Raw genomic sequence first — 13,905 nt, 5'->3', positions numbered from 1 at the left:
CGTTTCAACCCGTGTGAGGCACCTGACCAACGCTTCTGGAGGAAGACCGGCCCGTCAGACGGCTTGTGGCAGGTCAGCTGGCCAGGTCCCGATAGGTGAGGACGAACCTGCTGTGGGTCTTGTCGATGGCCGGTCCGGCGAGTTCGCTGTCCGGGGTGTTGGCGGGGTAGACGGTCAGCATCGGCTTGTGCTGGTCTCGCTCCGGCGCCCAGGCTCGGATCCGGTCGCACAGGTACTCGGTCAGCTCTGTCGCGGCGGGACCGTGGCCGATGGCGCCCAACTCCCAGCGCGCCTCGTCGCCGGTCTCCAGGCGACGAGACGTGAGGTAGGCCAGCGTGCTGCCCTCGACAAGCGCCATGCGCCACCACCCTGGTACCGGGTCGCACACCTCGGGCGGGACATCAGCGTGCACCTTGATCCGGCAGACCCTGGGATCGGCGACGGTCAGCTGGAGCCAGAGGCCGTCGTGCGACTCGTTGCCGCCCAGGCTGACCCCGGACCACGCGGTGACGCGGGGCTGGTCGAGCACCGTGTGGAGCGCGGCGATGTCCACGGCCTGGTCGCGGTCCCAGTGGAGTGTGACCAGGCCGTCCGAGGTGATCGAGCCGCTGAGTTCGCCGTCGTCTTCGCCGAGCAGGTACACGAAGCCACACAGGTGCAGCGAGTCGGAGACCAGCCGGCCGTGGGTGTGGGTGAAGGCGACGCTGCGCCCCTGTCCACGCCACCGCAGCGGCGCAACCAGGCGTCCCCCGGGGGCGAGCTGTTTCCACCACTGGACGGGGATGTCCCACGGTGAGACGGTGGCGATCAGGCGGTCGTAGGGGGCGTGGTCGGGGTAGCCGAGCGCGCCGTCACCGGTGATCACGTGGACGTCGCCGTAGCCGGTGGCGGTCAACGAGCGTCGAGCTCGCGCGGTGACGTCCGGGTCGATGTCGATGGTGGTCACCAGGTCCGCGCGTCCGGTCAACTGGGCGAGCAGGCAGGCGTTGTAGCCGGTGCCGGCGCCGATCTCCAGGACGCGGTTGCCGGGCTGGACGTCGAGCTGGTCGAGCATCGCCGCGACCAACCACGGCGCCGACGCGCAGGACGACGACCGACCGTCGACGAATCGGTGAGTGATCACCGCCTGCCACGGGTCATAGGCGAGCGACAGGTCGGCGTCCGGCACGAACTCGTGGCGCGGTGTCGCAAGCAGTACCTGCTCGACCTCGGCTCGGTGCGCGTGTCCGGATGTGCGGATCCTCTCCACCATTGCCGCACGCAGCTTTTCAGCCGAGCTTGGTCGCCGAGAGCGTGGCGGAGGCGGAGGCCGCCGCGCCGCCTCCGGCCTGATGTCAGCCGGGGCGGAGCCCGCTGTGATCCGGGTTTTGCCGGCATACGAGGACGGTTGGGGAGATCCTCTGAGAGGTTCCGCCTGATCTGACGCGGGAGCTCGACATCATCCAAGCCGGCAACGTCGAGCCGGACATCCCGCGGCACGGCCAGCTTCCTTGCCTCCAAAAGCACTGGAAGCAGTGGCCAGCATCGCGAGTCGACGGAAGACGGCGGGGGCCGTCGCGTCTGGTCCCCGCCGTCGGTTTCTCTCCGGGGCGGCTCAGACCGAGCCGCCCCGTCTTTACCGTGTTGACGAACGCGGTGAACGCGGCCGGCGCGAACACGAGCGCCGGGGCGGTCGGGTTCTTCGAGCCCCGCACCGCGGCGACGTTCGCGGCAGCGGCCACCTCGACGCGAGCCCCGTTCTGGAGCGAGATCGAGAAGATCGCGTCCCATCAGCGGGACTTCGACATCGCGTCGGAGGTCTACGACCAGTGGCGTGAGGCGGTGCGCGTGCGCCAGGACGCGACGCCGCGGATCGACGGAGGCACTGGACTTCTGCTGCCGGTGGGAGCGGATGGCCGACCGGGTCCGCCAGCGCCAGCCGCTGCTGTCGACGCTGGTCGCGCGCGTCGAGGAGCGCTGCACCGGCTTGCGGGACCTGGCGGCCGCGCGCGCCGCGCCGCTGAACGGGGTGTTCACCCACAACGGCCGCTCCTGCAAGCGGATGGGCGGCCCGCACCGACCAGCGCCACCAGGACGACCCTCAGTTCCCGGTGGTGCGGGTCCTCGACCAGCGGATCGGCGCGGTCCGGTCCCTGACAGACGATGAAGGAAGCCGCGTTCTGGGAATGGTCCTACGTGGAGATCCTGGGCCACACAGGCGTTCGTGCCGAGGAGCTCGTGGAGTTGGCACCACACCAGCATCGCCAATCCGAGCGGGATGACGCGGCTACTGCCTACCTCCCATGGGCAGAAGCGGACGTTGGGACGCGCGGATCTGGCCGGCTAGCGTCAGAGGGAGCTCACCGGTCAGCGCGTGTGAGCGTTCGGACTCGGCATGGTGCCCGTGGTCGAGCGGATCGGCCGTTCTGGCTGGGCGTCGGTGTTGGTCGGGTCGGCTTCGCGGAGGCGGGCTGTTCAACGACGCGTGGGGATGTGTTGGCCGGCTGTCGCGGGGTCGCGGGTTGGTGATGAGGTGGGCCACGCGACGTCGTCGATGGCGAGCCACGGCGCGACGGCCACGACCGAGGGTGTGAGCCCGGTGAACGCCTTGACCTCGCGGTGGAGGTGGGACTGGTCGACGTAGCCGCACTCGGCGGCGACGTCGGCGGCGGTGTGGCCGGTCGCGAGGAGGTGGGCGGCGTGGTCGAACCGCACCAGTCGGATGGCGCGTTTGGGGCTGATTCCGAGTTGGGACCGGAAGCGGGACCACAGGCGCTTGCGGTCCCAGCCGACCTCGCCTGCCAGGCTGTCGACCTGTGTCTGCCCTCGGCTTGTGAGCGTCCGCCGCCAGGCGTGGGCGACTTCCGGTTCGACCGGCGTGCGGGCGCGCAGCCGTTGGCCCACGACCTCGGCCGCGATCGTGAACCGTTCGTCCCACGAGGTGGCGGCGCGCAACCGGTCCTCGATCCGCCCGGCGTCGCGGCCCCAGACGTCCGCCAGGGGTGCCATCGTCCCGCTGAGGTCGGGTGATGCGTCGAGCACCGCGGCCGCCACGTCCGGCTCCAGCCGGATCTGGAGGCATTCGGCCACGCAGCCACCTGCCCGCAGTTCGCCGGGCATGAGCCCGATGACGACGCTGCCGCGCTCGTGGCGGCCGCGGCTGCTGCAGACGACGCTTTCCCCCTCGCTCAGGTCGATGAGCAGGATGACGGATGGGTGCGCGACCATGGCGATGTCCACGGGGGCGGGGAGACTCTGGCGGAACCCGGCCATGCTGATCCCCGGCAGCCGATTCGACCGGCGCGGGACCGCGATGTCCACCGTTCTCCAGTCCGGCGGTGTTCCGGTCGGCAGCACACGACCAGCCTAGGGGTCGGGGACCACGGGCGGGGCGCTCAGTGTCCGTTGCCGCGCGGTCCAGCCCAGCAGCAGTTCGCTGATCGCCTCGGGCACTTCCAACGCGGGGAGGTGTCCAACGCCGGACAGCAGCTCGATCCGGGCGGTGGGCACCGCCTCGTACTGGCGCACCGACGACGGGTCCCAGCGGGGGTCGGCGGTACCGAAGATCACCAGCACCGGGACGGTGAGGGCTGCCAGACGATCGGGCACGCTGCGCTCGGCGATGTACTCGGTGTTGCGGCGCAGTATCGTCCTGAACGTGCGGTAGGAGATGTTCTTGAGCTCGGCGACCGCGTCGTCGGGCACGTCCACCGGGCGAGCGGCCGTTGCCCGGATTCCCTTGCGAACCATCGCGTCCGAACGCCTCGACCAGATCAGCGGACCGAACGGCGGGCTCAGCAGGATCCGAAGGATCAGCGGCTGGGGACGCAGCGCGTCGGGATGCGGGCCGCAGCTGATCAGCGCGACCGAGCCCACCAGGTCGGGGCGCTGTTCGGCGAGGGCGGTGGCGACGTAGCCGCCACTGGAGTGCCCGACGACGGTGACATGACCGAGGCCGAGGTCGTCGAGCACCGCCGCCACTCCGCTCGCCTGCGCGGGCACGTCGTAAGACGGTGACGGTGGGGACTGGCCACAGCCCGGGAGGTCGACCCGGATGACGTGGTGGTGGCCAGCAAGGGCCGGGACCACCGGGCTCCACGAGGCACCCGAGGCCCCCGATCCGTGGATGAGCACCAGCGGCGGCGCCTGCCGCGGACCGTCGTGCACCACGTGCATCCCCTGCGCACGCTCAACACCGTTCTCACGCATGCGAGGATGGTGCACGGATCGCCGACCACCAGTCTTGGACAAATGTCGTCGTGCGACTGTCGTCGCGGGACTGTCACCGCGTGCTCAGCTCCAGCGAGCGCTCGAAAGACGTCCGCTGGTCGGCATCACAGGACATTGCGCGATCGCCCAGTACTCCAGCCGCAGTTTGTGATCACGGCCTACTAGCGTGCGGATCTTGTGCTGACCGGTGGAGGCATCGCCGTGTGGACGACCGGCCGGAGGGGCTGTTGGCCCCGATCGCCGGGGACGGCGCCCCGGATGGGGGGCAGCGCCTGTGCAACACCGCCACCTGGGATGCCGGTGGGGTGCGGGACGACGTGCGGGGCTACGTGGCCGAATACCTCGCCTGGCCCCGAGGGGGTGTTGATCGTGGACGAGACCGGGTTCCTGCCCAAGGGCACCAGGTCGGCCGGTGTGCAGCGCCAGTACTCCGGAACCGCCGGAGGCATCGGGAACTGCCAACAGGACCACGAGTTCCGGTCCTGGCTGGATCAGCACCGGATCGGCTCTGTCGTCGCGGTTCCCCACAGCCGGCCGTTACCCGGGGGTGGGTTCGCCACGGCTCGCGTCGACCACCTGATCGCTGGAGGCCCCGCAAGGGGCCGGGAAGTGGTACTCCGCCGGGGACGGCGCCCACGGGCCCCGCTGGGTATGACTGGGCCGGGGCGACCGTGCACACCATCGCCGAACATCCCGGACGGGGCGCGGTGGTTGGTGGTGCGCCGCCAGATCACTGTCGAGGGCGTCGAGCCGGAGCTGGCCCACGAGCTGTGTTGTGCTCCGGCCTCGACCTTGGATGAGAGGTTGGTTCGGGTGGCCGGGGGCACGGTGATCGAGGTGTGTTTCCGGGCCGCCACGACCGAGGTCGGTCTGGACCAGTGCCAGGTGTGGCGAGCTCTGCCGTCTGTTGGCACACCTGACTCGCTCCACAGTGGACATGGTGGGTGGGAGTGGTGGCTGTGGTGACGACGCCACCAACACCGCGCCAAACAAGTCCACTACCAGCGAAGACACGCCCAGCATCACAAACCACGGCTGGAGTACCAGACGCACTCCTCACCGACCACCGTGAGGGCACGTTGGTCATCATCGGCCACAGCGAGACCATCCACGCCGCCCTCACCTACCTGATCGGCACACCCGTCCTGCGTACCCTCCACCTCACCGTCGCCCCCGCGAGCGTCACCACCCTGCGCGCCGTTCGCGAGCGCGACAGCGTCCCCATCACCTGGCAGCGCTGGGAACTCGTCGCGCTCGGCGACACCACCCCTCTACCCCAGCGCTGCCCGACCATTGGTGGAGAGAAGACACGATGAACCCACGATCGGCATTCGAGGCCACCCTCCCCGGTGGCCGCCGCCTCACCCGCCCGGCCCGCGATCTCCCCGCCCCTGCACGTCGACGGCGACGGCCTGCCGATCGGCGCGCACCTGGTGGCCGCATCCGGGGCGCGAGGACCCGGTGGCCTTCGTGGGCCACCGACCGCAGCGCAGGAGTGGAACAGGTTGTCACGCTGACGACCGGCTGACACCGCGTTCCTGAACGCCCGATATGCGGCATGTGCGGACATCCGGCGATCGGCGTGGATGCAGGGCTCGTCATCAGTGTGCGGTGAGTCCGCCGTCGACAACGAACTCGGCTCCGGTAACGAACGAGGATTCGTCGCTGGCCAGGAAGAGCATCATGGGAGCGATCTCGGCGGGGCTGCCCGCGCGGCGCATGGGGGTGCGCACGATGTCGGGTTGTTCATCGCCCTGCTCGTCGAGCAGGTCCTGGATCATCGGGGTGGCGATGACTCCGGGGTGCACCGAGTTGACCCGGACTCCGCGGGTCGCGTACTCGACGGCGGCGGTCTTGGTCAGCAGCCGCACTGCTCCTTTGGTCGCCTGGTAGGCGGCGGCTGCCCCGCTGCCGACCAGGCCGAGCACCGAGGAGGTGTTGATGACGGAGGCGTTGCCGCAGGCGCGCAGCAGGGGCAGGGCGGTCTTCATCCCGAGCCAGGTGCCGGTCTGGTTGACCGCGACCACCCGGTCCCAGCCGTCCTTTGTGGTCTCTTCGACACCGGGCCAGTCCACGACACCGGCGATGTTGGCCAAGACGTCAAGGCGGCCGAAGCGCCGCCGGGTCAGCTCGATCACCTCGCTCCAGTTCTCCGGCGAGGAGACGTCGAGCCGGGCCGCCAGCACATCGGCGCCCTCGGCTTCCAGGGACGCGGCGAGCCCTTCCACCGCGTCCTGGGCGATGTCGGTGACGACCAGGCTGGCTCCTTCGCGGGCGAACAGTTCCGCGGTGGCTTGTCCGATGCCGCCGGTCGCGCCCGTGATCAACGCGACCTTGCCGACGAGCCGTCCAGGCATGGTGTGCTCTTTTCTCTCGTTGTGTTTCGCGGGGTGTCAGGCCGCGGTGTAGCCGCCGTCGGCGGCGACGACCGCGCCGGTGATGAACCCGGACCGAGGCGAGGCCAGGAAACCGATCACCTCGGCGATCTCCTCGGGCTGCGCGACACGGCCCAGGGGGTGGGCGTCGCCGAAGGAGCGCAGGTACTCCCGGCTGTCGGCCCGGAAGTTGTCGAGCATGTCGGTCTCGATCACACCGGGGGCGACGACGTTGGCACGGATGCCATGCCGGCCGCCCTCCAGCGCGAGCACCTTGGTCAACTGCGCCAGCGCCCCCTTCGACGCGCTGTAGGCCGCCGCGTCGGGCAGGCCGACCGTGCAGGCGAACGAACCGACGGTGACGATCACACCCCCACCGCGTTCACGCATCACCCGGAACGCCTCCCTGGCGTGCAGAAACGTTCCGCGGGCGTTGACCGACATCAGCTCGTCCCAGTCGGCCGCGGTGGTCTCGGTGATCGGCTTGTTCACCGATCGACCGGCGTTGCCGACCAGGATGTCCATGCCGCCGAACCGGTCGACCGCCGCGGCCACCGACCGCACCGCCATGTCCTCCCGGGACACATCACCCACCACAGTGGACACCCGGTCGAATCGGGTGGCGAGATCGTCCACCTCGGGGCGGAGGTCCGTGGCCAGCACTCGCGCGCCGCGGGCGTGCAGCCAGGCGACCGTGGCCGCGCCGACCCCACGGGCTGCCCCGGTGACCAGCGCGACTTTGCCCTCCAACTCACGGTCGGAACGTGGCCCGCTCACCGCGGCGCCTGCCCACGGCGCTGAGCGGCGGCGGACTCGCGATGGAGAACGAGATGCTCGTGGTAGAGCACACCACCGCGGATATCGCCCGTCGCGGTGAAGCCGGTGTCGTCCACGTAGTCGAGATGGTTCCCGGTCACCGTGTAGCGACCGGTGAAGGCGCTGCGCTGTTCGCCGCGCGCTTCGTCGTAGCGCCCGTCTGCGCGCAACTCCTGCCGGATATGCCCATCCGCGGTGACCCACGTGCCGACCACGTCGATATCGCTTGTCATACCGACCAGCGTCGGCGACGGCGCGAAGCGAAGGCAGGACGTGTGGTGGCTGGGTGTGCCGCACCCACCCAACCAGGCAGGCAGCGACCTACCCTGCTGCCATGGGCAGTGGTGAACTGGGTGCGTTCCTGCGCGCGCGCCGCGCACAACGATCTCCCGAAGACGCGGGTGTGCTCTACTCCGGCCGACGCCGGGTGACCGGACTGCGCCGCGAAGAAGTCGCCGTGCTCGCCGGGGTGAACGCCGACTACTACACCCGCCTGGAACAGGGCCGCGAGACCCACCCGTCACCGCAAGTGCTCGACGCCCTCTGCCGCGCACTGGATCTCGACCCCGACGCCCGCGGGCACCTGTACCGACTGGCAGGCGCCGCACCGGACAACACGCCGGCGCCGGTTGCCCAGACGGTGAGCCCCGAACTGCGGCAACTCATGGACGGCTACCCGCACACCCCCGCCTTCGTGCTCAACCACATGCTGGACGTCCTGGCCACCAATGCCCTCGCCGACGCGTTGTTCTCACCATTCCGCGCGGTGGACAACCTCGCCCGCATGACTTTCCTCGACCCCGCGGGACGACGGTTCTACGCGCGCTGGGACTGGACCGCACAGGCCACCGTGGCGAACCTGCGGGTAGCCGCGGGCCTCACCCCACACGATCTCGGTCTGCGGCGCCTGGTGGCCGAGCTCAACGAGGGCAGCGCGCACTTCCGCGCCTTGTGGGAAACCCACCAGGTGCGCGGCAAGACCCGTGAACCCAAACACCTCGTGCACCCCGACGTCGGCCCGCTCACCCTCACCTACCAGGCATTCGACGTGCGCAGTGCCCCCGGCCAGCAACTGATCATCTACCACGCCGAACCCGCCACACCCAGCGCCCACGCCCTCGCACTGCTGAGCAGCCTCCACGCCACCACACACCACGCGCGCACGGTCGACACCTGACTCGCGAAAACGGCCCCGAAGGCCACCCCCAGAAACCACACGTCCCCCTCCCGCTCCCGCAACAGCCCCCGATCGAAGCCACGCCCTGGCTCTCGGACCCCGAATCCCGTCGTGTCGCCGAACTCGTGACCTCCGCCCCCGCCCTGCGGGCCTACGCCAGGACGCTGCGGACCAGTTGCGAAGCCGCGCTCGCCCAAGGCATCGCCGAGCAAACCGGCCGCGACACGTTCCTGGGCAAGGAGTTGGGTGTGGGATGCGGCGCGGGACGGTGTTGGAGCCGTTGTCGCCGGACCGGTCATCGCGTCGGGGCGGAAGCGTGGTCGGCCAGGTCCATGCGAGGGCGGACCTGGCCTGGGAGTGGGGCTGGGTGGTGTCGGTGGACTCCAGCCTCGTCCGGGCCCGGTCGGGCGCATGTCGGGTCTTCGAACCTCACCGTGCCCGGTGGGCACGGGCCGCTGTCAGCGGTGTCGCCGAGCCCCGATCGCAGATGCATAAAGGTCTTATATAAGACTGCTATGCTTCAGGTGTGAGTCGCCGAGACGCCGCGCACGGCGCTTCCGAGGCCATCGGGTCAGCCCTCTACGGTCTGGCCACCAGGGCCGTGAGACGCCTTCCCCGCGACATGAGCCTGACCTCCGCCGCCACCCTGGCCACCCTGGACAAGACCGGCCCGCGACGGATCACCGATCTGGCGGTGGCCGAGGGCGTCACCCAGCCCGCGATGACCGTCCTGGTCCGGACGCTGGAGGAATCCGGGCTGGTCGAGCGGAAGAAGGACCCGTCCGACAAGCGGGTCACGCTGGTGTGCCTGACCGAGGCCGGCGCGTCCTACGTCCGGACGCGACGCCAGGCGGGCGTCGACGCGTACGCGCGGTTGATCGACGAACTCACCGGCGACGAGGTCGAGGCCTTGGCGGCAGCCCTTCCGGCGCTGCTGCGTCTGGCGGAGCTGGAAAGCCGCGCCCGACAGGAGTCGGGCCGGTGACTGCGGACCAGGCTCATGACCAGCCCATGAGCGCTGCCCTGACACGTTCCGAGTCACGTCTGCTGGTCCCCGCCCTGCTGTTCATCGCCCTGGTCGTGGCGGCGGTCGGCAGCCTCGGGACGCCGCTGATCACCAGTGTGGCGACCACGTTCCACGTCTCCCTCGACAGCGCGCAGTGGACGCTGACCATCGCCCTGCTCAGCGGCGCCGTCGCCACACCCGTCCTCGGCCGGCTCGGAGCCGGTCCGCACCGGCGGGCCACGATTCTCGCCACGCTGGCGATCGTCGTCGTCGGCAGCGCGCTCACCGTGCTGCCGCTGCCGTTCGCCTGGCTGCTCGTGGGCAGAGCGGCCCAAGGCGTCGGACTCGGTCTCACGGCGCTGATGATGGGCGTGGCCCGCGACCACCTTCCCGAGCAGCGCAGCGCGCCCACGATCGCCCTGATCTCGGTGGTCTCCATCATCGGAGCCGGCGTCGGCTACCCGCTGGCCGCGCTGCTCACCGAGTTCGGCGGACCGCGGGCCGCCTACGGCCTCGGCCTGCTCGTCACCGCCATCGCCTTCGTGACCGCGTGGCGCTCCATGCCCGCAGCTCCCGAAGGCCGCTCCGCACGCGTGAACGTGACCGGCGCGCTCCTCCTGGCGGGTGGACTGCTCCTCGTCCTGTTCCTGGCCGGCGAGAGGAGCCTGTGGAGCCGACACCTCGCCGTGGCGGTGACCCTTGCCGTCGCCGCCGTACTCCTGCTCTGCGTCTGGGCCGTGTCCGAACTGCGCACCAAGACGCCCCTGGTCGACGTCCGGGCGGTACGACACCCGGCGGTCGCCGGGGCGAACATCGCCATGTTCGTCGGCGGGAGCGGCATGTACCTCCTGCTCACGCTCATCACCCGCTACGCGCAGACGCCGCACAGCGCCGGCTACGGCTTCGGACTGAGCACCTTCGTGGCGGGGCTGGTCCTCATCCCGTTCTCCGTGCTGGGGTTCGTCGCCGGCAAGCTCACGCAGCGGGTCCGCGAACGGATCGACGGCCCCCTGCTGCTGGCCGGCAGCGCCGCCATCGTCGGCGGCGGGTTCGTCCTGTTCGCCACCGCCCGGTCCAACCTGGCCGAACTGCTCGCGGCCATGGGCGTGCTGGGCTTCGGCGTCGGCAGCTTCTCGGCCGCCATGCCCGGCGTCATCCTGGCCGTCACCCCCAAGAGCGAGACCTCCAGCGCCATGAGCTTCAACTACGTCGTCCGCAGCGTCGGGTACGCCCTGGGCAGCGCCATCGGCGGCCTGATCCTGGCCGCGGGCACCGACACCGGCCGCCTCCTCCCCGACGACGACGCCTACACCACCGCGGCGCTGGTCGGCGTCGCCGCGATGGCGATCACGACGCTGACCAGCCTCATCCTCGCCCGCCGACGCTCACCCGAGACCAGTCCGATCACACCCCCATCCGGTTGATCGACGTCGTCCCCGTCGGCTCGCTGACCCACAGCGCGCCGGCGATGGATCTGAGTAGGTTTCCGATGATCAATTCCGAACGCAGGAGGAACCGTGGCCAAGGGCTACTGGGTCAGCGTCTACCCCACCATCACAGCCCCTGAGGCGCTTGAGGTCTACAACGAACTGGCGGGCCTGGCCGTCAAGGCCGCGGGCGGGCGGGTGCTCGCCAGCGTCGGCAGCCGGGTCGTCGCACACGAAGCCGGAATCGCCGAGCGCGTTGTCCTGATCGAGTTCGACAGCTTCGAACAGGCCGTCGCCGCATACGAGAGTGCGGCCTACCAGAAGGCGCTGGCCGAACTCCCCGACGGCTTCCAGCGCGACTTCCGCATCACCGAGGGCCTCGTCTGACGACCGAGGCCGCGTCGGCGACGAACACCAAGCCGACTCCCGGGATCACCCCGGCGCGCCACGTCCCGGGCGCCGTGGGTGATCACCGGCTCACCTGAGTGTCATGGCCGGGGCGTTCTCACGTCGGTGACGCCGGTGCGGGACCTGCTGTTGCGGCTCAAGAGGGCAGGTTCTCGGGGCAGTGCGGGGGGGATCTGACCCGGGCGCGGGTCGCCGAGTTGTGGATGGGTGCCCGGCATCAGACCGAGTCGTTGGGGCGGATCCTGTTGCGGCGCCTGGACGACTTGCACGACGTGCTGCGCCCGGATGTTCGGGAGCTGGTCGACGGGCGGCTGCACAACCCGAACTTCCGATCGAACCGGAGGTCGCTGCTGCCCTATACCGAAGCTGAGTGGTCCCGGTTGGTCGAAACGTGTCGGTCGATGATTCGGACGTCGTTTGTCGGCTATCGGGACGCTCGCGCCATGGCCGAGCGGGCGGCGGATCCCCGGACTTCGGGTTGGAGCGCGGACAGCGCGCAGTGGCTGCTGTCGCATCGAGGCCCGGACTCGGGTCGGGTGCTGTCGATGCTGCTCGCGGCCCACCGCCGCGCGACATCGGCCGGAGCGAGCCTGCACCTGGTCTCACGGCCGGCCTTCCTGGACCGGCTGCTGCACCGGACGAACACCCACGTGCACCCGACCTCCACGCGCGCGGCGCGCACGGACCAGGCCGGCTGAGACCCGCGACCCCCTGAGACCCGCGACCCGTGGAGGGGCCGCGGGCCGTGGAGGGGCCGCGGGCCGGGTGCGGTCAGCGTCGGCGAGGTCCGGCTTGCGCGCGTGCCTCGGCGGCGTCCAGGTCGGCCGCGTCGGTCAGGGTCACGTTGTCCTCGTAGGTGACCGAATCCGGGACGGCGTCGCTGCCGACCGGGTCGGCGTCCCACACGTTGCCGCGGTAGACCACGTTGTCCAGGGGCGGGTGGACGTGCAGCACGGCGGTGTTGTCGGCGCGCCGCACCACGTTGTCCGCCACGGTCATCCACGCCGCGCCGTAGTCGGTGTAGAGGGCGAAGTTGTACGGGGTGCGGGTGTCGGTGACGACGTTGCCGCGCACCACCGCCCCGTCCTCGTGCGATTCGCCCTGGGGCCCGGACACGTAGATGCCGCCGCCGTCGGCCAGCACGCCCATCGCGCCGGTGACGTGGTTGTGCAGGATGCGCGTGCCCTTCGCCGGGCCGCCCACGATGCCGCAGTGCGGTACGTCGTCCACGCGGTTGTGCGCGACTGTGCAGTCCACCGTGGCGAGGAGGGAGATGCCCGGCGAGCCCGAGTGGTCGAGCCCGACGCGGTGGACCACGCTGTCCTCGACCACCGCCCGGTCGGTGCCGGTCAGGGTGATGGCGCCGGCGGCGAGGGTGTCGAACCCGCACCCGCGCACCACGGTGTCCGCGCCACCGGTGACGCCGAGCGCGGTCGAGCCCAGGCGGGTGAAGCGGCAGCCCTCGAACCGGATGCCGGTGGTGCCGACCAGGGACACGCACGCCGGGACGGTCTCCGGCTCGCCGGTGACGGTCAGCCAGGACTGGCCTTCCACGACGACCACGGTGTCGATCCGGCCGCCGTCGTGGAAGCCGTTGCCGTGGTAGTGCAGGAAGCCCCGGTCGCCGGTCGGGCGCAGCCAGGTGGTGTCGGCGAAGGTCAGGCCGCGGAAGGAGATGCCGCTGGCTCCCGTCGCCGTCAGCAGGGTGTCCCGTTCCGGAGCGACGACCCGGGTGGCGGCGGGGTCCTCGCCGGGGCGCGGGAGGTAGTGCAGGACGTGCTCGCCGGGGCGGGAGCGGTCCAGGGCGAACGTGCCCGGTTCGGTGAGGAAGGACGGGTCGTTCTCCACGCGGGTCGGCAGGCCGGGGCCGGAGGAGGTCTGGCCGTCCCAGGAGGAGTTGTAGAGCTGCCGGGCCCAGGAGAAGGCGGGCTGCTTCATGGTGATCGTGCCGTCCGCGACCGACTCGACCGCGAGCCGGGCCTCGGTCCACGGGTAGACGCCCCGGTGGACGAACTCGACACCCGCTCGCCAGTCGAGACGAGCATCCGTGACGTAACCAGACTCGTTTTCACTCACCTCGCCCGGGATCCCGTCGATGGCGGCCCGGTCGACGCGCCGACCGTCGACGGTGAGGTGGCGGGTGTCGAGCGTGCCGACGTCCATGACCCAGACGCCGTCACCGCCCACCCGCCAGCCGGCGATCACCCGTCCGCCGCTGATCACCACCTCGTCCTGCGCGGGTGTGCCGAACCCGTTTGCCTGGTAGGTGATCCGGCTGCCTTCCCGCGCGGAGTCCTCCTCGGTGAACTCCCACGGCCCGGGGTAGGTGCCCGCGCGCACGTGGACGACCACGTCGCCCGCCGCCTCCCGGGCCGCCCTCCGCGCCCGGTCGATCGTGGCGAAGGGCCGTTCCGGGGTGCCGGGGGCGTCGTCGTCGCCGTCGAGGGCCACGTGAACTTCGGTTGTGTATGCCATAAACGTATTTAT

14 protein-coding genes and 1 pseudogene are annotated in these 13,905 nt (G+C 70.6%); 7 read left to right on the top strand and 8 right to left on the bottom strand.

The genetic code is table 11. The features are described from left to right. Positions 1–73: 73 nt before the first annotated feature. The 4 genes from fxlM to BUE43_RS28325 all read right to left on the bottom strand — a co-directional run bounded on the left by fxlM (position 74) and on the right by BUE43_RS28325 (position 4,188). A complete protein-coding gene (fxlM, locus tag BUE43_RS28340; RefSeq protein WP_268844453.1) occupies positions 74–1,264 on the bottom strand; it encodes a methyltransferase, FxLD system in 1,191 nt (396 codons plus the stop codon). 70 nt (positions 1,265–1,334) lie between these two features. Next, complete coding sequence (locus BUE43_RS28335; protein WP_268844452.1) at positions 1,335–1,751, bottom strand: DUF397 domain-containing protein; 417 nt, start codon at positions 1,749–1,751, stop codon at positions 1,335–1,337. Positions 1,752–2,454: 703 nt separating this feature from the next. Further along, on the bottom strand, positions 2,455–3,336 hold the full coding sequence (locus BUE43_RS28330; protein ID WP_234995972.1) for a helix-turn-helix domain-containing protein: 882 nt from the start codon (positions 3,334–3,336) through the stop codon (positions 2,455–2,457). Positions 3,337–3,345: 9 nt separating this feature from the next. Further along, the gene (locus BUE43_RS28325) at positions 3,346–4,188 is read right to left on the bottom strand and encodes an alpha/beta fold hydrolase (RefSeq protein WP_083960257.1); all 843 of its coding nucleotides are present in this window, start codon (positions 4,186–4,188) and stop codon (positions 3,346–3,348) included. A gap of 248 nt (positions 4,189–4,436) precedes the next feature. Here BUE43_RS28325 and BUE43_RS28320 point away from each other — a divergent pair. Together BUE43_RS28320 and BUE43_RS34445 are read left to right on the top strand one after the other, a co-directional pair. Next, positions 4,437–4,671: pseudogene (locus tag BUE43_RS28320) on the top strand (transposase); the annotation flags it as partial. Positions 4,672–5,153: 482 nt separating this feature from the next. Beyond that, entirely contained in the window at positions 5,154–5,525 is a 372-nt protein-coding gene (locus tag BUE43_RS34445) for a histidine phosphatase family protein (RefSeq protein ID WP_143174449.1), read from the top strand. Between the two features lie 285 nt (positions 5,526–5,810). Here the strand turns inward: BUE43_RS34445 and BUE43_RS28310 are convergent, their stop codons facing one another. From BUE43_RS28310 to BUE43_RS28300, 3 genes are read right to left on the bottom strand one after another with little or no spacing between them, the layout of a single operon-like run. Beyond that, the gene (locus tag BUE43_RS28310) at positions 5,811–6,566 is read right to left on the bottom strand and encodes an SDR family NAD(P)-dependent oxidoreductase (RefSeq protein ID WP_073489159.1); all 756 of its coding nucleotides are present in this window, start codon (positions 6,564–6,566) and stop codon (positions 5,811–5,813) included. A gap of 36 nt (positions 6,567–6,602) precedes the next feature. After that, on the bottom strand, positions 6,603–7,361 hold the full coding sequence (locus tag BUE43_RS28305; protein WP_073489157.1) for an SDR family NAD(P)-dependent oxidoreductase: 759 nt from the start codon (positions 7,359–7,361) through the stop codon (positions 6,603–6,605). Next, on the bottom strand, positions 7,358–7,633 hold the full coding sequence (locus BUE43_RS28300) for an Atu4866 domain-containing protein (RefSeq protein ID WP_073489155.1): 276 nt from the start codon (positions 7,631–7,633) through the stop codon (positions 7,358–7,360). Before BUE43_RS28300 ends, BUE43_RS28305 begins: the two co-directional genes overlap by 4 nt. A gap of 101 nt (positions 7,634–7,734) precedes the next feature. Here BUE43_RS28300 and BUE43_RS28295 point away from each other — a divergent pair, with 101 nt between their 5' ends. The 5 genes from BUE43_RS28295 (at position 7,735) to BUE43_RS28275 (ending at position 12,116) form a co-directional block, all read left to right on the top strand. Continuing rightward, positions 7,735–8,577, top strand: a complete 843-nt coding sequence (locus BUE43_RS28295) for a helix-turn-helix transcriptional regulator (protein WP_073489153.1) — start codon at positions 7,735–7,737, stop codon at positions 8,575–8,577. Positions 8,578–9,103: 526 nt separating this feature from the next. Then, positions 9,104–9,562 carry a MarR family winged helix-turn-helix transcriptional regulator gene (locus tag BUE43_RS28290; RefSeq protein WP_234995971.1) on the top strand — a complete coding sequence of 153 codons (459 nt, stop codon included), beginning with the start codon at positions 9,104–9,106 and terminating at the stop codon, positions 9,560–9,562. 26 nt (positions 9,563–9,588) lie between these two features. Further along, a complete protein-coding gene (locus BUE43_RS28285; RefSeq protein ID WP_073489149.1) occupies positions 9,589–11,007 on the top strand; it encodes an MFS transporter in 1,419 nt (472 codons plus the stop codon). Positions 11,008–11,100: 93 nt separating this feature from the next. Then, a complete protein-coding gene (locus BUE43_RS28280) occupies positions 11,101–11,397 on the top strand; it encodes a DUF1330 domain-containing protein (protein ID WP_073489147.1) in 297 nt (98 codons plus the stop codon). 251 nt (positions 11,398–11,648) lie between these two features. Further along, positions 11,649–12,116, top strand: a complete 468-nt coding sequence (locus tag BUE43_RS28275; RefSeq protein ID WP_143174448.1) for a hypothetical protein — start codon at positions 11,649–11,651, stop codon at positions 12,114–12,116. A 73-nt stretch (positions 12,117–12,189) separates the two neighbouring features. Here BUE43_RS28275 and BUE43_RS28270 read toward each other — a convergent pair whose 3' ends face one another. Beyond that, entirely contained in the window at positions 12,190–13,893 is a 1,704-nt protein-coding gene (locus BUE43_RS28270; protein ID WP_073489143.1) for a right-handed parallel beta-helix repeat-containing protein, read from the bottom strand. Between the last annotated feature and the right edge of the window lie 12 nt (positions 13,894–13,905).

Source organism: Streptoalloteichus hindustanus (assembly GCF_900129375.1).
In the GTDB taxonomy this organism is placed as follows: Bacteria; Actinomycetota; Actinomycetes; order Mycobacteriales; family Pseudonocardiaceae; genus Streptoalloteichus; species Streptoalloteichus hindustanus.
This window is presented reverse-complemented; position numbering and strand designations above follow the sequence as displayed.